This is a genomic window from uncultured Dysgonomonas sp., assembly GCF_900079725.1.
GTDB lineage: Bacteria > Bacteroidota > Bacteroidia > Bacteroidales > Dysgonomonadaceae > Dysgonomonas.
On sequence record NZ_LT599032.1, the window covers coordinates 3,255,479 to 3,279,312 of the forward strand.

The window sequence follows — 23,834 nt, forward strand, 5'->3', positions numbered from 1 at the left end:
GTAAGGGAAACTTTTGATTTGTATTTAGATAACAAAGGAAGTTATAAGATAGTTCCTATAACTTCCTTTTATATTGGGGAATATTATTTCACTTTGTCTACAGCCTCAGCTATAAGACCGAAGATTTCTTCCACAGTACCTACTCCCTTTATAGACGCAAGTTTGCCTGTGTTTTTATAATGTTCCTTTAACGGAGATGTTTGATTTTTGTAAACGTCGAGACGGGATTTGATTGTTTCCAGATTATCGTCTGACCGTCCCGATTGTTGTCCGCGTTTGATGAGGCGGTCTATCAGTTCCGGTTCGTCCACTTCGAGGCTGACAACAACAGATACATCCTGCCCTCTTTCTTTCAGCATCTTTTCCAATGCTTCACCTTGAGCAATAGTGCGGGGAAATCCATCGAAGATAACTCCCGATGCATCTTTTTTACTGTCCAGAACGTTTGCCAGCATGCCGATAACTACATCATCAGGTACAAGTTGTCCTTTCGATATATAGCCTTCAGCCAGCTTGCCCAGTTCTGTTCCGTTCTTCATTTCAGCGCGTAAGACATCGCCTGTAGAGATGTGTGCCAAATTATATTTCTTGATGAGGTTCTCGCTTTGAGTGCCTTTTCCTGAGCCCGGAGCTCCAAAAATTATAATATTCAACATATTAATTAAGTTACATGTTACAGGCTCGGGTTACACAATTGTAATAGTGTGGCCTGCAAGATTTATATTTAAGAGTTCTTTATTTTATATATGTCCGGAAGATTACGTCCGTATCCGTCGTAATCGAGCCCGAAGCCAACGATAAAATCGCTAGGTATCTCCAAGGCTACATAATCCAGTTTTATATCATGTTTCAATGCGTCTGGCTTAAGTAAAAGTGTGGTAACCAATATTCTTTCAGGTTCGTCACAAACCAGTTGGTCAAGCATTAGTGACATGGTATAGCCTGTGTCTACAATGTCTTCCACAATGACAACTGTCCGGCCTTTAATATCTTCTTCCAGCCCGTATATTTCTTTTATTTTTCCGGTTGAAGAAGTCCCTTTATAAGATGACATCTTTACAAAAGATACTTCGCAAGGGATAGATACGCGCTTCATCAATTCAGAGGCGTACATAAACGAACCATTTAGCACGCAAATGAATAAAGGGTCTTTGCCGGCCAAATCTTTATTTAATCTGGCAGCTACATTGTCAATTGCTTTTTCTATAACCTCTTCTGTGAGAAAAAGATCAAATTCTTTATCCTTAATAGTCACCGTTTTCATAGATGATTTTACTCTAAATTGTTATTAAACTGCAAAAGTAGCATAAATCAGTTAATTGTCTATCATAATGATGGTATTTTAAATGTCTAAAAAAAGAAAAAACGGGAAAACTGCCGTTGTCCCGTTTCTATAAGTATCTGAAATAAATGCTTACTGAGGAGTTCCATATACTTCTTCACATGGTTGGATAATAACCCATCCATCACCTTCAAACATCATCTGGAAGCTTTCGCCGCTACCTCTTCCGATAAGTGTTTTAAGGGATATGTCAGTCTTCATCTGAGGGGCAAGGTTGCCCGACCATGCTACTGTTGCATTAGGGTCAGTGAAGACAGGTTGTCCCGGTTTCACGATCAATGTCATTGGGTTGCCATGAGTTGTGATGGCAATATGTCCGGTTCCGCTCAGGCGAGCCTGAAATAATCCCCCACCCATGATGCCTGCAACGCTTTTCATCATCTTTACTTCCGATTTTACTGATTCTTCGTGAGCGAGGATATCATTGCCGTTTACATTGATAGATTCATTTTCGAGATACAAAATGCGTACTCTTTTTTCGAAGTCGGCAGCATATATACGTCCGGTACCTGTGGTTTTCATCATTGTAGTGCCTTCTCCCGATACAGTTTTCTTAAGCAGGTTGCCGATACCTTTGCTCAGCATACCTTCTCTTTCAAATTTTACGTTTCCGGTATATGCAACCATTGCTCCTTTTTTCAACATTACCATTTGGTTGTTGATGTTAAGTTCGAGCATATATGGACTTTCTAATTGGAAAAAGTCATTTTTTGACTCGTCTTGTGCCGTTTCTTCAATGAAAGCCTTAATCGAATACTTGTTCATAGTGTAAAGTTTTAAAAATTAATAAATTAATGGTTTGTTCGTAGTTGTGATTTATTAAAAGTTCTAAAAATAGAGAAATTATCCTAAACATGAAAATAATACTATCCTGTTAGGTCACTTTTTTTGAAATAACTTCATTATATCTTTATATAGATGTTTTTCTTATAAAGGATGTTTCCTACAATCCAGCAGATACCTACAAAAATGAGAGCATATATCAATGCGCCGAAATAGTCTCCCAGATATGGTTGAAGCAGAACGGAATATATATATCCTTTGGCTGAGATATATTCTCCATTGTAAGGGAATACCGCCTGATAAGCCAGTGTACCCATCACTCCGGCCATCACATATATAAAGAGAGGATTAACCCCGAATGATTCGAAAAATACACTCCATTTTCTATGTCCCTTTATATCGATTATCCATATCAATAATGCAAGAAGCAGAGAGGCCAGCCCACATGTTGCTAAAACAAATGTAGGTGTCCATATCTTCTTATTGATAGGACAACCGTAGCTGAGTAGAAATCCTGCAAAAGTGAGTATTGTGCCGACTATAAACAATTGGGATATCCGTTTTTCATTGTCTTTAGTATTCATTATGAGTGCACCGCAACAGAATCCGATGAGGACGTGAGCTATCGCCGGGATGGTGCTTAATAGCCCTTCAGGATCTATAGCCAGTCCCGAATCTTTGTACATGTGATTTACACCCAATATAGCCTGGTCTACTATAGATACAATGCTGTCTTCGCTTTTCTCGAACCCGTTCCCGAAGACAAGTAGCAGAAAATAAGCCAGTAATGTTGTACCTATTATATATGGAATATATTTATGCTTTACAGTAATGGCTATAATGGATGCAGCACCGTAAGTCAACGCCAATCGCTGCATAACCCCTAATGTGCGGAGATGCCCGAAGTCCGTTATAGCCCTGAAAAAGCGTTCCCAGAATCCCAGATTGTCAGGCTCCAGCATGTGGTACGTACGGAATGATAATCCGAGCCATGAAAGACCGAGTCCGATTAAGAATATGACAATCGTTCGTTTAAGAATCTTTAAGAGAGTCGGAGTATTGAACTCGAAATTAAATTTCCGCAAGGAAATATAGGTGGATATTCCCATGATGAACATGAAGAACGGAAATACGAGGTCGGTGGGTGTTAGCCCGTCCCAGGCAACGTGTCTTAGCGGGGCATAGGTATACTCTCCTGATCCGGAATTGTTGACCATTATCATTCCGGCAATTGTGATGCCACGGAGTACATCGAGAGACAATAGTCTTCCTGAAGGTTTTTGTGTCATTTTTTATGTATCTGTTAGAAATAATGTTAACGGTATGCAGAGTACGAAAATAGTCGTTTTAAGTATTTCTGCAAAACAGCACGCCGGTTTTAACATCAAGATGGCGTGCTGTTTTATAAGTTTACTCTTCTACTAGGGCAAAATCCAGTTGTTTACGTTCAAGATTTGCCCGTGCTACTTTTATTTTCAGAGGGTCGCCCAGACTGTAAGTGCGTTTGTTGCGGCGTCCGCGCAAACAATAATTCTTTTCGTCGAATTCATAGAAATCATCGTCCAGATCGCGGATAGGAATCATTCCCTCACATTTATTCTCATTTATTTCGGCATATAGCCCCCATTCTGTAATCCCTGAGATAACAGCGTCAAATACCTGTCCCAGTTTGTCGGACATATATTCCACCTGTTTGTATTTTATAGATGCTCTTTCGGCATTTGCTGCCAGTTGTTCCATTTCCGAACTGTGTTCGCATTTGCTTTCGTAAAGCTGTTTGCTCACACTGCGTCCTCCATCCAGATAGCGGGTAAGCAAACGGTGAACCATCATGTCGGGATAACGGCGGATAGGGGAGGTAAAGTGAGTGTAGTACTCAAATGCCAATCCGTAATGTCCGATGTTTACTGTAGAGTATATCGCTTTGGCCATGGCGCGGATGGCAATGGTAGAGATCAGGTTTTCTTCGGGCTTGCCGCTTACCTCGTCCAGCAGGTGATTAATCGATTTGGATACATTTGTTTTCGACCCATCCACCTTTATTTTATATCCGAAACGGCGGATAAATTCAGAAAGGTTCTCCATCTTTTCCGCATTCGGCAGGTCGTGGATACGATAGACAAATGTTTTTGCATTCTTATTTTTCGGTACATTTCCGACAAATTCGGCAACAGTGCGGTTTGCCAGAAGCATAAATTCTTCGATCAGTTTATTCGAATCCTTGGCATATTTGAAATATACGCTGATTGGTTTTCCTTTTTCGTCTATTTCGAATCTTACTTCATGGCGGTCGAATGCGATTGCTCCGTTGTCGAAACGTTTACCTCTTAACTTTTTAGCAAGGTCGTTCAGTTTCAGTACCTCTTCTTTGTAATCACCTTCGCCGGTCTCTATTATGTCCTGTGCTTCTTCATAAGTGAAGCGCCTGTCGGAATGTATAACTGTGCGGGCAATTCTGCTTTTCTTAATATTTGCATCGTCATCGAGTTCGAATATAGCAGAATAGCATAATTTATCTTCATGCGGACGAAGCGAGCACAGTCCGTTGCTGAGTCTTTCAGGGAGCATAGGGATGGTTCTGTCGACCAGATAGATAGATGTGGCCCGGCTTTCGCCTTCTTTGTCTATAATATCGCCTTCCTGTACATAATGCGTCACATCGGCAATGTGTACTCCGACTTCCCAACGGCCATTTTTTATCTGTTTGATAGATAGTGCGTCATCGAAGTCTTTCGCATCGCGCGGGTCTATTGTGAATGTAAGTGTATTTCTGAAATCTTCACGCTTGGCTATTTCTTCTTCAGTGATTTCATCTGGTATTTTATTCGCAAATGCTTCTATTTTTTCGGGATATTTGTATGGCAGGCCAAATTCAGCTAAGATAGCATTCATTTCCGTATTGTTCTCCCCGGCCTGTCCCAGTATGTCGAGTACTTTTCCTATCGGATTTTTTGCTTTCTGAGGCCATTCCACTATTTCTACCAGTGCTTTGTCCCCGTCTTTACCTCCATTCAGTTTGTCTTTTGGGATAAATATATCATTAGCCAGTATTTTACTGTCCATTACCAGAAAAGCGAATTGCTTCTGAACATCCAGTGTACCTACGAAAGTAATTTGCTTACGTTCCAGTATCTCCAGTACTTCGCCTTCTGCTTCACGTCCTTTGCGTTTAGCCAGTATCTGTATTTTCACACGGTCGCCGTTCATGGCATGTGCAGAGTTGCGTTCGGCTATGAAGATATTGTTGCTTTCGTCTTCCGGTTTGAAAAAGTTCTTCCCGTTACTCCTTCTTTCGAATGTGCCTTCAAGAAAAATTCCGCGATTATTGGATTTATATTTTCCACGTACAGGCTCTACAATGAAGTCATCTTCGAGAAGGTTGTAGATAATATTCGTCACTAGCTGCTTTTCAGCAGGCTTTTTGAACCCGAGTTTTTCGGTGATTTGCTTTGGGCTGAATGATTCTGATGAATTTCTATTGAAAAAGTTTACAATGCTGTTTACTATATCTGCTTTTGTTTTTCTTTTATCAGTTTTGTGAGGAGCTTTGTTCTTACTCATATGTGATTTATTTCATTAATTTCTATTGTCGGGCAAACATTAACGGGTTGAGAATGTTATTACCCCGGTTGTTATACTAAATACCAAATGTACAAAAAAGAATTAAATTGTACATCTGATTCTTTGTGAATGAAATACTTTTGTCAGAATTTATGTAATTTTGTTTTTGAATTAACTGAAATATAAGATTATGCCTTGCATATTAAATATAGAAACAGCTACGGAAGTGTGTTCAGTAGCGGTGTCCAGAGATGGACAAGTGATTTTTCAAAAGGAAGAAACCAAGGGACCTTCCCATGCCGTTTTGTTAGGTACATTTGTAGATGAAGCAGTGAATATGCTTCGCGCTCAAAATTTGCAACCTGATGCCGTGGCGGTTAGTTGTGGCCCCGGTTCATATACAGGGCTTCGTATTGGCGTATCGGAGGCGAAAGGGCTTTGCTTTGGGCTGAATATCCCGTTGATTGCCCTGAATTCTTTAAAAATAATGGCAAACGGCGTATCTAAAATGAAAGATTTGCAGGATTACACGTTGCTTTGCCCGATGATAGATGCCCGCAGAATGGAAGTGTACGATGTATTATTAAACAAAGAATTACAGGAAGTGCGTCCTGTTAGCGCCGATATTATTGACGAAAATTCTTTTACCGATTATCTGGACAAGGGTAGGATTGTTTTCTTTGGTAATGGGGCGGAAAAATGTAAGGCTGTATTGAAAAGTGAAACGGCTTTGTTCTTAGACAATGTCTATCCACGCGCATTGGATATGATTAGCCTGGCTGAGGAAGCCTACGTCGCCGGAGATTTTGAAGATGTAGCTTATTTTGAACCTTTCTATCTGAAAGAATTCGTAGCTACTACTCCTAAGAATAAGGTGTTGGCCGATATGGGTAAGTAACTGCTGATTTTAGGGCATCCAAATAAGTTCTTTCTCTATACTTATTATGTAAAAAATGTCATTAAATATTTTGATGATAAAAAAAAATCCGTATATTTACGAAAAAATAGTAGTTTTACGCCAAACTTGTAAAATATGGAAAAGCTTACTCATCAGGAAGAATCTATAATGCTGCACATCTGGCAGCTTAAAGAGTGTGTAGTAAAAGATATCATAAATGAGATGGATGAACCTAAGCCTCCCTATACGACAGTGGCTTCCGTCGTTCGTAATCTGGAGCAAAAAGGTTATCTGAATTCAAAGAAATATGGCAATGTGTGGGTGTATACTCCGAAAATCAAAGAAGATGAGTATAAGAAGGCATTTATGTCTAATGTAGTAAAAAGTTACTTTGAGAATTCATATAAAGAGCTTGTCTCTTTCTTTGTAAAGGAGGAAAAAATATCCCCAGAGGAATTACAGGAAATAATGAAGATGATAGAAAAGGGCAAAGGTTAATAATCAATACTACGCTACCATGGATCACACAATTTTAATATACCTTGTCAAGGTGTCGGTTGCTCTGGCACTGTTTTACGGACTGTATGTTCTTTGTCTGAAGAGGGACACATTTCTGAAACTGAGGAGAATTTACTTCTTATCAGCCTTATTATTTTCTCTGTTATTCCCTGCCGTTACGATCGAATTGTCTGCTTCCGGTGATACTCCTGTACAGATTCCGACATACTGGTTGTCGGATATTGAAGTCGGGAGCGTAGTTGATGCGGAGGCTTCGACGGAGGCGGCTGTGAGCATGTGGGTTGTTGTTTTAGCTATACTTGCCGCCGTATCGCTTTTTTGTGCAATTAAATTTTTTGTGCAACTATTCAGTTTGGTTAAGTTGAGAATTGCGAATGAGACTGAAAAATTGTCCACTTACCGCATTGTAAAAATGAAAGATAGGCGGGCATCCCCATTTTCTTTCTTCAACTGGATTTTTATCAACTCTGATGCCCATAATCCGGTCGAACTGGCTGAGATAATTGCACATGAACAGGTGCATGTAGATCAGTATCATTCTATCGATGTGGTGCTATCCGAAATCTTATGTATTTGTTTCTGGTGGAACCCGTTTGCATGGTTGTTGAAGAAAGAAATAAAACTGAACCTGGAATATCTGGCAGATAAAGGTGTGCTGGAGTCAGGATTCGATTCGAAAGAATATCAATATATATTATTACAAGTCTCAAATAGAAGTACCGGTATACCACTTATTAATAATTTCAACGTTTCACAACTTAAACAACGCATTATGATGATGAATAAAAAGAAAAGCTCAGTATTTACATCTGTAAAATACCTGCTGGTTGTTCCGGTATGCGCAACATTGCTTTTGGGCAACGCAGTACAGGCAACTACATCTTTAGATAAATTTTCGATAGATGAAATATCCGAAGTGATGGATGGTGATCAGGCGCCTCAAAAGAAAGGGGATGTGTATGTGACAGTAGAGCAGATGCCTTCGTTTCCCGGAGGATTAGATGCTCAACAGCGTTTTATTTCCGGAGGTTTGAAATATCCAGTAGAGGCTCAGACTAAAGGTATTCAGGGAAGAGTGACTGTTCGCTATGTGGTGAAGAGCACCGGCGAAATATCCAATATAGAAGTAATAAGGGGCATTGATCCTTTATTGGATAATGAGGCGATCCGTATTGTGAAATCCATGCCTAAATGGGAACCCGGCAAGCAAGGTGGAAAAGCGGTAGATGTGTACTATACATTACCTATTGTATTCAGGCTTGCGGGTGCTACTAAAAAGGTGGAGTCCGGTGGCGATCCGAATGAAATTGTTGCGGTCGGTTATGGTGCACCACAAGAGAAGAAAGTAGAAGTTGCATCCTTGAAAGAGGGTTCTCCAAACGATAAAATGAAGCCTTTTTTAACCGTAGAACAAATGCCTGCTTTTCCCGGAGGAGAACCGGCTATGCATGAGTATATCAGTAATAACCTGAAATATCCGGAAGATGCTCAAAAGAATGGAATTCAAGGACGTGTGGTAGTCCGCTTCATAGTGAAGAGTACAGGTGAGGTGAGTGATGTTTCAGTTATTCGTGGAATAGACCCGAGTATGGACAAAGAGGCTGCCCGTATGGTTGGCTCCATGCCGAAGTGGACGCCCGGTAAGCAGAACGGGCAGGCTGTGGATGTATATTACACGTTACCTATCGTTTATAAGCTGAACAAAAGTGATAAAAAATAAATAAAGGCTAATCACTAATTACTACTATTCTAAAGAGGCAGACAGCAGTACTTTCTGCCTCTCTTTTTTAATTACTTAGTATAAGTACTTTCAATGTTGCATCCCTTTTTATCTATTATCCACGACTTAAAAGTCATGGTAGATTAAATGGCTGGCAGCAACGCTGCTATGTTTTATTTAATAAAAACTTTATTTGTTGAAGAGAGAAAATAGATAATGTCTGACGAATTATAACTAAAATGATGAAAAAAGTAAATTTCAAATACACAATCATTCTTTTGTGGATTGTGGTAGTTACTGCGTGCAGTGGTCACACTTCGAAAGAACAGCAAAAATCCGAACCCGGAATACACGACGAAGAACAAGACTTAACAGGTAATGCCAAGACATTGTCGGATTCTGTTCATATAGAGGGCGAAAGCAGGATGACAGATGTTTCGCAAGAAGAACCAGTAAAAGATGTTCGTATTTTCAGAGAAGACGGTACTTTACCGGAGTATTCGGGAGGCGATGTATGGCAATATATGAATGACAATGTGCGTTTTCCGGCAGGAACAACCTTAAACAGGAGCGATAATAGTATTATTGTGCATTTTATCGTAGAAAAAGATGGTTCTTTGAATAGTTTTAGTCTTTATGCCGGAAGTTATCCGGCTCTGGATGCCGAAGTGTTGCGCGTGGCAAAAACAATGACAAAATGGCGTCCCGGTAAACTAAATGGAAAAATAGTGCGCACTACTTATTTGCTTGGTGGCGTCTATCATTCGGAAGATGGCAAACTAAAATTGTATCCTTTGCCACCACCCCAAAAAGAACAATACCAGGGTGAAGTTTTTGCTTTTGCCGAAAAGAATCCACAGTTCCCTGACGGAATGAGTAAGATGCAAAAGTTTATCACCGACAATATGCAATATCCTGATGAGGCATTAGAATATAAGGATGAAGGAAAGGTAATGGTACAATTTATTATATCCCCAACAGGAGAAATCTCTGATATATTCGGGGTTGTCCGTTGCCGGTTTAATGAACAATGTCCTTCTACTTCCTTAGTCCTGGCAAAAGAAGCAGAACGGATAGTAGGACTGATGCCTCATTGGATTCCGGGCGAAAATAAAGGGAAAAAAGTAGCAGTGAGGTACGTTTTACCGATTAACTTTAAAATTCCATAACCTTTTTTATCAATGGCTGAAAGAAAACTATGAAGCAGGAATTTTTCAGCAAGATACAACCAACAAATAATGTGCTGGATTGCTTTGTTGTGATTTCAAACAAACTTGTAGATCATAAAAAACTATTCCATTGTTTCGTAGACTGTTGAATAGAACTATTCTTCCGGATTTGATGTTGTATCTCTATAATGAAGGAACGGCTTCGGCATTTAACTGATCTGTCCCCAGTTATACCTGTTCCCTCCGAGCTTGCGCAATTGCTTTCGCAAGATGAGGTTATCGGGCTTTTCCATCGATGGGTCTTCATCTAATACGTTTTGTGCGATTTCCCGTGCATACTGTACTATTTCCCCATCTCGTACCAGATTGGCTATTCGCAGATTGAACGGGATACCGCTCTGTTGCGTGCCTTCAAGGTCGCCCGGGCCACGCAGTTTAAGGTCTGCCTCGGCTATCTCGAATCCGTCGTTGCTCTCTACCATAATGTTGATTCGCTTGCGGGTATCAGCCGATAGTTCGTAAGGAGTGACCAGAATACAATAAGACTGGTCGGCTCCGCGCCCTACGCGTCCCCGTAACTGGTGCAATTGCGAAAGTCCGAACCGCTGCGCCGATTCTATCACCATAACTGAGGCGTTGGGCACATTTACACCTACTTCGATAACTGTAGTGGCAACCATTATCTGAGCTTCGTTAGAGACAAAGCGTTGCATTTCGGCATCTTTCTCTTTCGGCTTCATCTTGCCATGAACCTTACATACCGTATATTCGGGAAATACTTCTTTTATATGTTCGAAGCCTTCTTCCAGATTCTTTAAGTCAAGTTTCTCGCTTTCCTCAATGAGTGGATACACCATATATACCTGTCGTCCTTCCTGTAATTGCTTGCGGATGGATTCGTACAGCGCGCCCCTCTTTTTATCGTACTGATGGATGGTTTGTATTGGTTTTCGTCCAGGAGGCAGCTCATCTATTATAGAGACATCAAGGTCGCCATATACAGTCATCGCCAGTGTGCGCGGGATCGGTGTGGCTGTCATTACCAGTATATGTGGCGGATTGGTGTTTTTTGTCCATAATTTTGCCCGCTGAGCTACGCCGAACCGGTGCTGTTCGTCTATCACTACCAGCCCCAGATTGCCGAATTGTACAGTGTCTTCTATCAGGGCGTGTGTACCTATGAGGATTTGCACGTCATTCGTCAACAGGCCGCTATGTATGCGTTCCCTGTCTTTTTTCTTTGTAGAGCCTGTCAGTAGTTCTACATTCACATCCATTCCGGCAAGAAATTCTTTGATTGTGTGATAGTGCTGTGTTGCCAGTATTTCGGTAGGAGCCATCAGTGCTGCCTGAAAACCATTGTCCAAGGCGATTAGCATCAGCATCAAAGCTACGAGCGTTTTTCCGCTGCCGACATCACCTTGCAAGAGGCGGTTCATTTGTTCGCCGGTAGCCATATCCTGCCGTATTTCCTTTATAATGCGTTTCTGGGCATTGGTCAGTGGGAAGGGGAGGTTCTGTTCGTAGAACGTATTGAGGTAGCCTCCGACTTTGGTAAATACAAAGCCTTTCAGTTTTGACTTACGGTCGGCAGTATATCTCAGTATATTTAGTTGTATGTAAAACAGCTCTTCAAATTTAAGCCTGTACTGGGCTTCCCGCAGCAAGGTCGCATTTTCGGGGAAATGCACATTGCGCATAGCCTGTTTCAGCCCCATGAGGCGAGCGTCCTGTATTACCTTTTCGGGTAATGTTTCCTGCAGGTTCCTGATAATGGAAGTAAAGGCGGCAGCCATCATTTTCTGAATCGCTTTGGAGTTCAGGTAATGATTTTTCATTTTCTCCGTCGTGTTGTAGTACGGCATCAGGCCGGTCGGCCGCTCTTCTTCGTTGATGTAAGGGTCTATATCGGGATGCGCGATATTGAACTTATCGCCGAACATGGTGGGTTTTCCGAAAACGATATAGGGTAAATTCAGTTTATACTTTTCTTCTATGAATCTTGCTCCCTGAAACCAAACAAGATCTATATATCCCGTGCCGTCGGTAAAGTGTCCAACAAGCCGTTTTTTATGCCTTTCGCCATGTGTTTCAAAGCCTGTTATCCTGCCCCTGAGTTGTATATAAGGCATATTGCCGTCTATTTCGTGGATAAAATAGATGCGGCTGCGGTCGATATACTTATAGGGAAAGTAATAGAGGAGATCTTCTACCGAGAACACATTAAGTTCTTTATTTAGTATCTCAGCCTTTTTAGGACCTACTCCTGCTAGAAACTTTATATCGGTCTGTGAAAAATCAGTCATTTTACCTGTCAAAAAACATATTAACGTGTAAAGTTACAAGAATTTGTGAGGTATAGCATAAGGAACATGAAAGATATTTATCTATATATAATGGCTGATGGTTGATTGCTGTTGGCTGAAGGTTCTTTGATGTATTGGTATAAGTATTGAGTAGTAAGTTTTAAGCTATATGAGATACAAGTAGACAAGATACGAGATACAAGTTATTAACCGATGACTGTTCACTAACGAGATGCTTCGCTTTGCTCTGTAAGACAAGCTAATTATTAATTTTTCATTCTTAATTATTAATTGCTTTCCGTGTTACCTTTGTTACTTTTTAATTATATATAGTTAACGGATGTGAAAATGACAAGATAAAAACAAAGGAAAACTTGTCAGATATGTCAGGTTTTAACGAAATATGGTTAATAAACGTAAATATGATCATGGGCTGGAATTTGCGTCTTTCCTCGAGAACATTATTTATTGTATCATTTGTAACTTTTTCAAAATTTCAGCAAGGTTGATTGCCTTATGTTAATTACTAGCGAAAAGGTTGTAAAGTAGATTATTCATAATTTATATTTACTGACATTTTTTTATCTTTGCAATCTATTTGAACAATAGAAGCCTTTAACACAAATATTCTTTACAAATAAGATGGATTTAAAAAAATATCTGACTAACCTGTATCCTATAATAGCATATATCTTCAAGATACATTTGCTTGTGCTACTTATCTTTCTTATAATCAGGTTGATACTGTTGTTTACAAACTGGCATAATGTGGAGTATGTAGATCGTGAATCTATAGCAGGAGCTTTCCGTTTAGGTCTTTATATAGATAATATTCCGGTAGCGTGCATTAGTACTCTTGCTATAATCTTTGCTTGCTGCCTGTCTTTTTTTGGAGCAAATAGGAAAATTTTCCGGTGTTGCTTCAATACCTATTATATAGGTATCTATGCGGTAATAATTGGATTTACAATAGCCGATATACCATATTTTAATTTCTTTTTCAAGCATCTGGATGTATCTATCCTGGCTTGGTTGAGTAACGATACAGAGGGGTATCAGATGATTCTGGCAGAGTCGAGTTATTATAAATATTTCGCTTTATTCTTCATAACCGTTCTTTTATTTGGCTTGTGTGTCGTATATTTCTCTAAGAAATGGAAGAATTACAATGCAGATGACTCAGTAAATAGTAAATTGAAGATAGCGAAATATGTTCTTATCCCCATTGTTTTACTCGCAGTCTGCTATACAGGTGTAACGAAGAAACAGAGGTTTGTTTATCCGATTACTTTATGGACACCTTATCTGGGCTCAAGTTCTTTTACAAATGAGTTAACTGTGAGTCCTGTATATAATTTCTGGTTGAGTATGATTGTACCCCAATATAAAGACCGTGAGGTGAATCATCTGATATCACTGGACGATTCGTTCGAGCTTATAAAGAAGGATTTTGTATATCTGGATTTTATAGAAGATGATTCCCGTATCCGCCGTAGGGTAACCAGTGTGGAAGACGAGATCACGCCCAATATCGTACTTGTTATAATGGAGGCGATGTCTTCTTATTTCATTACAGAAACCCCACGCCTTACGCCTACTTTGAATGGACTGATAAGCAAGTCATATTATTTCAAGAATATATATTCTCAAGCGATACATACAAATCAGGGTACATTCAGTTCATTGTACGGCATACCTTCGCTTTTCGATAGGGTGATTATGGATAACAGGGTTGCTACCGGCGGCTCTAATGCCGTGCCGCTTCCATTATGTGAAGGCCTACCGTATAATCTGAACAAGAAAGGATATGTGTCGTCATTTTATCTGGCTCATGAAAAAGCATATAATAATATGGATATGTTCTTTAGTCTGAATGGATACGAGATGAAGAATCTTCATTCGCGGGAGAATTATCCGCCATCGGAGTATGTTAGTCCCTGGGGCGTCAATGACGGATATTTATTTAAATATGCAGCCAATACTTTAGGAAATACCGATGGGCAACCGTTTTTTGGAGGAATACTGACTATATCAAATCATCCTGATTATATAATACCGGATGAATTTAAGTATATAAGCAAGAACGATTCGGAGCAGGCTGTCTTTTATTCCGACCAGTGCATAAAACAGTTTATGAATGATGCGGCTAAACACGATTGGTTTAATAATACCATATTTGTATTTGTTGCAGATCATGGACGCCTCGAGGGTCAGGCCCTGTATGAGATGCCTCTATCATTCAATCATGTTCCGCTTATCATCTATTCGCCTTTGTTCGATGATGCACCGAAGATTATTGATACATATGGAGGGCAGATCGATATATTTCCTACAGTAATGGGTTTGCTGAATATGGATTATGAAAACAATTCTCTGGGTATAGATCTGATGAAGGAAACACGCCCGTATGCAGTGTTTTCATCCGATGACAAACTTGGCTGTGTAGACGATAACTTCCTCTATTGTTACAATACCTTGTCGAAGCAGGAGTATCTGTATGATTACAAGGCTAATAATCCGCAGAATATAGCCTCGGCTCATCAGGAGGCTTTCGATAGTATGCGTGTATATGCATCCGCGACAGTTCAGGTGACGAATTATTTGTTGAAGAATCAATTGTTAAGGAAAAAACAGGGTGAAAATTAAGGGAGGCTGTTACAGCCTCCCCGGATATATTTGCAGACAATCTGATTGTTTAAAGATTCTCTTTTTCAATATCTTTAAAGTATTTATACGTACCCACTTTCAGTTCGTCCGTAGCAGCTTCATCACATACGATGATTCCTTTCGGATGCAGTTGCAGGGCTGTGATAGTCCACATCTGATTAACGGAACCCTCTACAGCTTGGGCCAAAGCTCTGGCTTTATTGTGCCCGTTTACCATGATCAGGACTTCCTTTGCATCGAGGATAGTGCCTACGCCAACGGTCACAGATGTTTTTGGTACCTTGTTTACGTCATTGCTGAAGAAGCGGGAGTTAGCTATGATTGTATCATGGGTCAATGTCTTGATACGTGTGCGGGATGATAGAGATGAACCCGGTTCATTGAATGCAATGTGTCCGTCCGGGCCTATTCCTCCAAGGAATAAGTCTACACCTCCAACAGCTTTCATTTTAGCTTCGTAAGCAGCACATTCTGCTTGCAGGTCGGATGCGTTGCCATTCAGTATGTTCACATTAGCAGGGTCTATGTCCACATGATTGAAGAAATTGTTCCACATAAAGGTATGGTAGCTTTGCGGATGGTCTTTCGGCAGACCGACATATTCGTCCATGTTGAATGTGACTACATGCTTGAATGATACCCGTTTCTCCTGATAGTGCTTAATCAAACCGTTGTACATGCCTAAAGGAGAAGAGCCTGTGGGTAGTCCTAAAACAAATGGCTTATCAGATGTCGGATTAGCGCCATTGATTTTGTTTACAACATAGTTAGCTGCCCATTGGGATAAGGAATTGTAATCGGGCTGGATAATTAGTCTCATGATATATCAGTGTTTATTATATTATGGCAAAAAATAAGACAAACCTTCCAAAGATAGCTCTTATATCCAGAAAGGCTTGCCTTTTAACTATAATCTATAGAGGATGATATTCTACAAAGGCTTCAATTGCTTCATACGAGGCAAGTCCTAACTGGCGGTACAGTTCTGCTGTAGCCTTGTTCCTGTCTTCGGAACGCTGCCAGAACAAGCGTTCGTCATTTCCTAAGAACGGTGCGCTTTCCATTTGCGATTGATGTTTTAGGATCGCATTCCGTTTAGAACGGAGTTCTTCAGGAGAGATAGGTACAGCCATTTCTATATGGTCTATTTCCCATTCGGCCCATGCACCACGGTACATCCAGAAGCGGCAGTCTTTGAGCCATTCTGCACCCTTTAACTCATCTACTGCTGCCAGGATGGCATCGAGACATACTTTATGTGTTCCGTGTGGGTCGGCCAGGTCTCCTGCAACAAATACTTCATGAGGCTGAACCGATTCCAGATATTGTTTCACTATTTTCACATCGGCCTCTGATATAGGGTTTTTCTTGATACGCCCTGTTTCATAGAACGGAAGATCAAGGAAGGTCGTTTTGTGCGTATCCATACCTACATAGCGGCAGGCAGTAGTTGCCTCCTGACGACGGATATGTCCTTTCAGGAACAAAATGTCCGGAGTGTCTATATCTTCTTCGTCCTTGTCGTGTAGCAGATATTGGAGTATATCCGCATATTTCTTTTTCAGAGCCTCATTACCTGCATCATATTTTCTTCTTACATCCTCAAGGAAAGATACATAGCGAATAACCTCTTCATCGCCTACGGCGATGTTTCCCGATGTCTGATAAGCAACATGTACATCGTGTTTTTGATCCACTAGTCTTTTGAAAGTTCCTCCCATAGAGATCACATCATCATCAGGGTGAGGACTGAAAATTATGACGCGTTTAGGATATGGTTTTGCTCTTTCCGGACGATTGGTATCATCGGCATTCGGTTTTCCACCCGGCCAACCTGTTATTGTATGTTGCAGGTCATTGAATATCTTAATGTTTACATTATATGCAGAGCCATATAGAGCCAAAAGTTCTTCCAGTCCGTTGTCCTGATAGTCCTTGTTCGTCAGCTTCAGTATCGGCTTGTTCACTTTGAAGCATAACCATACAATAGCTCTACGGATAAGTTTATTGTTCCAATCACAGTTTGTTACCAGCCATGGATGGTTGATGCGTGTGAGTTCAAAAGCTGCATTCAGGTCGATATGTACTTTCGCATTTTCATGGGCTTGCAGGCACGAAGCAGGTATGGCATCTGACATGGTTCCTTCCACCACATCTTTAACGCTTCCGGCTTTATCTTCACCCCAGGCGATCAGGGCTATCTCTTTCGCTTTCATGATTGTAGCTACACCCATTGTGACGGCGCTGACAGGTACTTTATCTATAGTCCCGAATGTATTGACAGCCTCTTTCTTAGACTGTACGTCCAATAGGATCAGGCGGGTTTGTGAATTCATGCTCGAGCCGGCAATGTTAATGCCAATATTACCCGCACGTCCCAACCCTAGCAGAAGATAATCTATTCCTCCTACATTGTGGATGGTTTGCTCATATGTTTTGCAGTAGTTCAGTATTTCCTCTTTCGACACGGAACCATCAGGAGAATATACGTTTTTAAGATCTATATCAACATAATCCAGCAGGGATTCTTTTAATAGTTTCAGATTGCTGTTGGATTGAGGTGCTATAGGATAAAACTCGTATATATTAAATACAATTACGTTTTTAAAGCTTAAATTTTCTTCTTTATGTAAACGGATAAGTTCCTGATAGATAGTTTGAGGGGAATGTCCTCCAGGGAGGGCAAGCACAAACGGTAATCCCGTAGCTTGTTTTTCCTTTATTTTTTTGGCTATTTCTCTCGCTATATGCAAAGATGCCTCTACAGAGGACTCATAAACCTCGGTGGGCACTTTTTCGTAGCGGGTCAGGGCAGATAGCTCAAATTCATTTTCAGGACGGTAGTAGCGCAGGGGTACTCTGTCCAATACAATTTGCGAACTTAAATCTAATCTCATATCAAAGGTTTTATATATAATTATTTATGAATAAACATTCTTATTAAATGGCTTAAACAACCAGGGCTGCGGCTCCGAGCAGGTTGATATCTTCCTTCTTGGATAAAAGTATTTTTACCCGCTCAACAGTTTCCTTGAAGGGGAATTTATATACGCTTTCATACATATTATCTGCAAAAAGTTCGTATCCTTTCACAATATTGCCTCCTAATATAATAGCCTGAGGATCATAGGTGAAAAGAATAGTTTTCATAAGGTTGCCTATATGTTCGCCGAGTTCGTTCCAAAGGGCCAGCATTTTGTCATCTCCTTGCAAGGCTAGTTCGTATGCCTCTTGAGCGGTTGTATTATTGCGTACAAAAAACTTCTGTCCGCAATAGCGTTCATAGTCGGAGTACAGATAGGGGAGACTTCCTATTTCTCCGGCTCCTGTATTATATCCGTTGTATAACTCATTGTTTATGATAATACCCGCTCCCACTCCGATACTTAGCGTTACGCAGACAATGTCACGGTAAAGAGTGCCTTCCCCATAGTAGCGTTCTCCAAAAGCGAAGCAGTTGGAGTCATTGTTTACAAAAACCGGGATTCTGAATTCTTTTTCAAGGATATCTTTTAAAGGTACCTTTTTCCATGACGGAATGTTGATCGCATCCTGTATGATTCCTTTACTGGTTTTGACAATGCCAGAAACGCCTATTCCTATGCCGCGAATGTTAGAGTTTATTATTGTGCCGATCGTTTCTATCAGGTGGTCTATGATGACGCCCTCGGGTTCGTCGGCTTTTGTGGGAACCACTAATTTGCGGAATATTTGACCTCCATCAACAATTCCTAACCGCATGCTCGTGCCATCTATGTCTATTCCAATTCTCATAATGTTAAGATGTAGTACGTTAATTTGAGATGACTAACTAAAATTAATATTATAGCTTATCTTAAAGTATTGTCTTTAGCTGTGAATGATACTTAATCAGATCATCTCTTTGTTTTCCATAATAATATTACAAATATATACTTCTAAAGAGGAAAAACAGCAAATCAATTGTTAATTAACATCTAAAAGTAAAAGATTGTTCGGTTGGTTGAATTTTGTTGAAGATTGCGCCACTTATTAAAGTGTAAGGGGAGTGGCTGGTTTGCTTAAGTCTATAGTATCTTTATTATTTTGGGCTATTGTGTAAAATAAACAGCGCTTATTTTTAGATAAGCGCTGCCTATTGTGTGTTGAGCTGGGTGTGCCTTTTTATTTTTCTATTCTTATTCTGGCATCTACTGCTATTACTTTATCTTCATTTGCCAGTAGAGGATTGATGTCCATTTCCTTTATCTCGGTAGCAAATCTTAGTAGAATAGATAGCCGGACAATTATCTCTGTGAATAATTTCTCGTTTAGTCCCTTTTGCCCTCTGGTTCCCTGGATTATTTTATAGGCCCTGAGGGAGCGTATCATGGATGATGCTTCGTTGAAACTTAAAGGGGCGAGCCCCGAAGCCACATCCTTCAATATTTCTACGAAGATTCCGCCCAAGCCGCACAAAACAATATGTCCATATTTTGATTCATATTTTGCCCCTATAAATAGTTCTTGCCCCGAAAGCATAGGTTGTATCATTACTTCGGTGGTTTCCGGTATTTTCATGAGTCTGTCAAACTCAAGGGCAAGATGGTCGTCAGATCTTATGTTAAGGACTACGCCTCCAACATCCGACTTGTGTACCGGGCCGACACACTTCGCTACAATTGGATAACCTATTTTGTTTGCAAAGCTGATAGCCTCCTCGTCATTATTAGTAACCAGTTCTTGTACCTGAGGTATTCCGGCTGCATCGAACAATTGTCTGATTGTGTCACTGTCTATATATCCATCAGAGGTATTGTCTATAATGTTTCTGATGCGTGGTATGTCTATTTTTATGTCCTCCATTTTCCCTACCGATGGGGGAGTCCACGACACTACCTTTGATAAGGCATTTGCCAGGGCGTATTCATCAGTAAAGTTTACATGTCCTTTTTTGACGAAGTTATCCATTTCTTGCGAAGCCGCGATGACTGAAGGTAGGATAGGGTATATGGGTAGCTTGCATGTTTTTATTTTTTGGTCCAATATTTCATAGGCCTCAGCCACATTGCTTACACCCGGATTGCCATATATAACGGCAATGCCATCAATTTCTTTGAAGCGTTTTTCGCAAAAATCAATGCAGGTAGCCATGTGTTCCCCTGTTCCTGTTCCGATAATATCTATGGGGTTGGATACAGCTGCTCCGGGTAGAAGGTGTTTTTTTAGCTCAGCTGCGAGTTCTTTATTCATCTCCGGAACGTCAATATTTCCTTTCGATAGGGCATCGGTTAGAATTACTGCCGGTCCCCCAGCTTGAGTGATGATGGCCAAATTTCGCCCTTTTATTTCTTTAAGGGTGAGTACGGCAGCTACATTGGCCAGTTCTTCTCTGGAGTAGCAGCGAATGATTCCTGCTTTTCTGAAGAGTGCTTCCACGGCAGAATCAGAACTTGCTATGGCTCCGGTGTGTGATGAGGCTGCCCGGCTGCCTGAACTGGAACTCCCTGATTTTATGGCGGCGATTTTGCATCCTTTGCGGATGAGGGATGCAGAATGGTTGAGGAAGCGGTCTGGGTCTGCTATTTTTTCCAGGTATAATAGTTTGATCTTGGGGCTGTATTCTGGGTCGAATTCGTTGTCCAAGAATTCCAGGATGTCTTCAACGCCTACCTGCGCTGCGTTTCCTATCGACCATGCAGAATTGAATCTTAGGCCAATCCGCATAGCTGATTCTATAATATATGTAATAGTGCCCCCCGAACTGGATATGATATCTACACCTTGAGGGTCCAGGTTTGGGATCGGACGGGTAAAAATGCTCTGATGTTTAGTGTTGAAGTAGCCCGAGCAGTTAGGGCCTATCATGATTGCCTCGGCTTTATTGACTATGTTTACTAATTCCTTTTCCAATTTAGCCCCATCTTCAGACTCCTCACTAAATCCTGCCGAGAAAACGATAAAGGCTTTTACTCCTTTTTCCTTAGCCAGATATTCCACGGTTTGTAGGCATTGGCTTGCTGGAACTGAAATGATAGCCAGGTCAGTTTGCGGGATATCCTCAATGCTTATATATGCTTTTGTGCCCTGTATTAAGCCACCTCTGGCGTTGACAACATATAAATCTTTGTCGAATGTACCCGTGGTTAAATTGTGTAAAACACTGCCTCCAGGTTTCAAAATGTTATCAGAAGCGCCCACTACTACGATGCTTTTAGGGTTGGTTAGCTGTTCATAGATCATAAATCGGTTATTTTGGTGTTATTTTGCGTAAAAATAGTGATTTATATGATATCTAAAGCTACCATATATATAATATAAAACATAAAAATAGTTGAACTTGTTTATGGAAGGTCGCTTTCAAAACTATTTTGCTATTTTATGTAAACTTTTTTATGTTTAACAACATGTTGTATTCTAGGCGTATACTTGCGCTAAGTCTACTTTGTCTAAAAAATATTTTAAAAAAAGGTTATCTAAAGTTTGGAGTGTAATGAATTGTTTCCTACTTTTGCACCCGCTTTACCACTAAAGGGCACGCTTAAAGAAGGGTGTTTGCGTAGGGAAAGAGAGAGGTCTTTGAAGGAAATGAAATAACAACATTATAGAGTGTAGTACACAATTTGGGTTTTTATTAAATTAAAGATCCGAAAAAACTAGAGATAGTTAAAAAAGGTGCTACCGTCAATTACTATTACCCAATAGTAATAAAAAAAGCTTGAACAGGATCAAAAGACTTAAAAAAAAGAATATACAAAGAAGAGTTTGATCCTGGCTCAGGATGAACGCTAGCGATAGGCCTAACACATGCAAGTCGAGGGGCAGCAGAGAGTAGCAATACTTAGATGGCGACCGGCGCACGGGTGAGTAACGCGTATGCAACCTACCTACAACAGGGGAATAACCCGGAGAAATTCGGACTAATACCGCATAAAACAGGGGTCCCGCATGGGAATATTTGTTAAAGATTTATCGGTTGTAGATGGGCATGCGTTCCATTAGGAAGTTGGTGAGGTAACGGCTCACCAATCCAACGATGGATAGGGGAACTGAGAGGTTTGTCCCCCACACTGGAACTGAGACACGGACCAGACTCCTACGGGAGGCAGCAGTGAGGAATATTGGTCAATGGGCGAGAGCCTGAACCAGCCAAATCGCGTGAAGGAAGACTGCCTTATGGGTTGTAAACTTCTTTTATCAGGGAATAAAAAGAGTTACGAGTAACTTATTGCATGTACCTGATGAATAAGCATCGGCTAACTCCGTGCCAGCAGCCGCGGTAATACGGAGGATGCGAGCGTTATCCGGATTTATTGGGTTTAAAGGGTGCGCAGGCGGGCTTTTAAGTCAGCGGTGAAATCCCAACGCTTAACGTTGGAACTGCCGTTGAAACTGGGAGTCTTGAGTATAGATGAAGTAGGCGGAATTCGTTGTGTAGCGGTGACATGCTTAGATATAACGAGGAACTCCGATTGCGTAGGCAGCTTACTAAGCTATAACTGACGCTCAAGCACGAAAGCGTGGGGATCAAACAGGATTAGATACCCTGGTAGTCCACGCCGTAAACGATGATTACTAGTTGTATGCGATATACCGTATGTGACTAAGCGAAAGCGATAAGTAATCCACCTGGGGAGTACGCCGGCAACGGTGAAACTCAAAGGAATTGACGGGGGCCCGCACAAGCGGAGGAACATGTGGTTTAATTCGATGATACGCGAGGAACCTTACCCGGGCTTGAAATGCATCTGAATTACGAGGAAACTTGTAAGCTAGCAATAGCAGATGTGTAGGTGCTGCATGGTTGTCGTCAGCTCGTGCCGTGAGGTGTCGGCTTAAGTGCCATAACGAGCGCAACCCACATTGTTAGTTACTAACAGGTCAAGCTGAGGACTCTAACAAGACTGCCGTCGTAAGATGCGAGGAAGGTGTGGATGACGTCAAATCAGCACGGCCCTTACGTCCGGGGCGACACACGTGTTACAATGGGTGGTACAAAGGGCAGCTACTTGGTGACAAGATGCTAATCTCCAAAGCCACTCCCAGTTCGGATCGGAGTCTGCAACTCGACTCCGTGAAGCTGGATTCGCTAGTAATCGCGCATCAGCCATGGCGCGGTGAATACGTTCCCGGGCCTTGTACACACCGCCCGTCAAGCCATGGAAGCTGGGGGTATCTGAAGTGCGTAACCGCAAGGAGCGTCCTAGGGTAAAACCGGTGACTGGGGCTAAGTCGTAACAAGGTAGCCGTACCGGAAGGTGCGGCTGGAACACCTCCTTTCTGGAGATACTGTTCGAGTTGGGTAGACCTTTAAAAAAAGGTGCTGCACTCTTAAATGATGTTGTTGTTTTAAGATATACTCAGTTTACGGGAGTAGGTAGAGGGTTAGAGTTTAAATATACTGTTAACTGTTCACTGCTCACTGTTCACTGACCAAGAGAAACCAAGAAGCTGGCAATCAGTTTCAGGCAGAACCGCCAGTCCTATAGCTCAGTTGGTTAGAGCGCTACACTGATAATGTAGAGGTCGGCAGTTCAAATCTGCCTGGGACTACCGCAATGCAGAGGCATCGCAATTAATAATTAACAGTTAACAATTAACAATAACGGTAAAAACCAATTCTTAATTATTAATTCATCATTATTAATTACCTTACGGGGGATTAGCTCAGCTGGCTAGAGCACCTGCCTTGCACGCAGGGGGTCAACGGTTCGAATCCGTTATTCTCCACACTTTCAATTGAGGATTGACAATTAATAATTGACAAAAAGAACTGTCAACTATCCACTATCCATTCTCAATTAGAAAAACGATCTTTGACATGATGTAAAAAAAGAGCAAGTAAAGTTAGATTATGATATAATCTATCAAACCCTGCTAATAAGCCCCCTTCGGGGAGTTTATTAGATAG

General features: G+C 41.0%; 15 protein-coding genes, 2 tRNA genes and 1 rRNA gene. 8 read left to right on the forward strand and 10 right to left on the reverse strand.

The genetic code is table 11. The annotated features are described in order from the left end of the window. Positions 1-83 precede the first annotated feature (83 nt). The 5 genes from QZL88_RS13695 to rnr all read right to left on the reverse strand — a co-directional run bounded on the left by QZL88_RS13695 (position 84) and on the right by rnr (position 5,686). Positions 84-656, reverse strand: a complete 573-nt coding sequence (locus QZL88_RS13695) for an adenylate kinase (protein ID WP_006800095.1) — start codon at positions 654-656, stop codon at positions 84-86. Between the two features lie 68 nt (positions 657-724). Beyond that, complete coding sequence (gene hpt, locus QZL88_RS13700; RefSeq protein ID WP_296941951.1) at positions 725-1,264, reverse strand: hypoxanthine phosphoribosyltransferase; 540 nt, start codon at positions 1,262-1,264, stop codon at positions 725-727. A 150-nt stretch (positions 1,265-1,414) separates the two neighbouring features. Beyond that, positions 1,415-2,107 (reverse strand): AIM24 family protein, encoded by a 693-nt coding sequence (locus QZL88_RS13705; protein WP_296941952.1) that lies wholly within the window; start codon positions 2,105-2,107, stop codon positions 1,415-1,417. A 137-nt stretch (positions 2,108-2,244) separates the two neighbouring features. Then, entirely contained in the window at positions 2,245-3,414 is a 1,170-nt protein-coding gene (locus tag QZL88_RS13710; protein ID WP_296941953.1) for a heparan-alpha-glucosaminide N-acetyltransferase domain-containing protein, read from the reverse strand. 121 nt (positions 3,415-3,535) lie between these two features. Beyond that, a complete protein-coding gene (gene rnr, locus QZL88_RS13715) occupies positions 3,536-5,686 on the reverse strand; it encodes a ribonuclease R (protein ID WP_296941954.1) in 2,151 nt (716 codons plus the stop codon). Positions 5,687-5,876: 190 nt separating this feature from the next. Between rnr and tsaB the strand changes: the two genes are divergently transcribed. From tsaB to QZL88_RS13735, 4 genes are all read left to right on the forward strand, one after another. Continuing rightward, entirely contained in the window at positions 5,877-6,584 is a 708-nt protein-coding gene (gene tsaB, locus QZL88_RS13720) for a tRNA (adenosine(37)-N6)-threonylcarbamoyltransferase complex dimerization subunit type 1 TsaB (protein ID WP_296941955.1), read from the forward strand. 135 nt (positions 6,585-6,719) lie between these two features. Beyond that, entirely contained in the window at positions 6,720-7,082 is a 363-nt protein-coding gene (locus QZL88_RS13725) for a BlaI/MecI/CopY family transcriptional regulator (protein WP_296941956.1), read from the forward strand. Positions 7,083-7,101: 19 nt separating this feature from the next. Then, on the forward strand, positions 7,102-8,823 hold the full coding sequence (locus QZL88_RS13730) for a M56 family metallopeptidase (protein WP_296941957.1): 1,722 nt from the start codon (positions 7,102-7,104) through the stop codon (positions 8,821-8,823). 239 nt (positions 8,824-9,062) lie between these two features. Then, on the forward strand, positions 9,063-9,992 hold the full coding sequence (locus QZL88_RS13735; protein WP_296941958.1) for an energy transducer TonB: 930 nt from the start codon (positions 9,063-9,065) through the stop codon (positions 9,990-9,992). Between the two features lie 209 nt (positions 9,993-10,201). Here QZL88_RS13735 and recG read toward each other — a convergent pair whose 3' ends face one another. Further along, positions 10,202-12,298 carry an ATP-dependent DNA helicase RecG gene (gene recG / locus QZL88_RS13740; protein WP_296941959.1) on the reverse strand — a complete coding sequence of 699 codons (2,097 nt, stop codon included), beginning with the start codon at positions 12,296-12,298 and terminating at the stop codon, positions 10,202-10,204. Positions 12,299-12,940: 642 nt separating this feature from the next. Here recG and QZL88_RS13745 point away from each other — a divergent pair. After that, complete coding sequence (locus QZL88_RS13745; protein WP_296941960.1) at positions 12,941-14,944, forward strand: sulfatase-like hydrolase/transferase; 2,004 nt, start codon at positions 12,941-12,943, stop codon at positions 14,942-14,944. A gap of 49 nt (positions 14,945-14,993) precedes the next feature. On the opposite strand, the gene nagB is transcribed toward QZL88_RS13745, so the two are convergent. From nagB to QZL88_RS13765, 4 genes are all read right to left on the reverse strand, one after another. Beyond that, on the reverse strand, positions 14,994-15,785 hold the full coding sequence (nagB, locus tag QZL88_RS13750) for a glucosamine-6-phosphate deaminase (protein ID WP_296941961.1): 792 nt from the start codon (positions 15,783-15,785) through the stop codon (positions 14,994-14,996). Between the two features lie 94 nt (positions 15,786-15,879). Further along, the gene (locus QZL88_RS13755) at positions 15,880-17,862 is read right to left on the reverse strand and encodes a glucosamine-6-phosphate deaminase (RefSeq protein WP_296941962.1); all 1,983 of its coding nucleotides are present in this window, start codon (positions 17,860-17,862) and stop codon (positions 15,880-15,882) included. A gap of 52 nt (positions 17,863-17,914) precedes the next feature. Continuing rightward, positions 17,915-18,739: an ROK family protein gene (locus QZL88_RS13760; RefSeq protein WP_296941963.1), complete on the reverse strand. Its 825-nt coding sequence runs from the start codon at positions 18,737-18,739 to the stop codon at positions 17,915-17,917. Positions 18,740-19,108: 369 nt separating this feature from the next. Next, positions 19,109-21,166 (reverse strand): acetate--CoA ligase, encoded by a 2,058-nt coding sequence (locus QZL88_RS13765; protein ID WP_296941964.1) that lies wholly within the window; start codon positions 21,164-21,166, stop codon positions 19,109-19,111. Positions 21,167-21,676: 510 nt separating this feature from the next. Here QZL88_RS13765 and QZL88_RS13770 point away from each other — a divergent pair. The 3 genes from QZL88_RS13770 to QZL88_RS13780 all read left to right on the forward strand — a co-directional run bounded on the left by QZL88_RS13770 (position 21,677) and on the right by QZL88_RS13780 (position 23,653). Further along, positions 21,677-23,203 (forward strand): 16S ribosomal RNA (locus QZL88_RS13770). Between the two features lie 199 nt (positions 23,204-23,402). Then, a tRNA-Ile gene (locus QZL88_RS13775) sits at positions 23,403-23,476 on the forward strand. A gap of 103 nt (positions 23,477-23,579) precedes the next feature. Continuing rightward, positions 23,580-23,653: transfer RNA gene (locus tag QZL88_RS13780), tRNA-Ala, on the forward strand. Positions 23,654-23,834 lie beyond the last annotated feature (181 nt).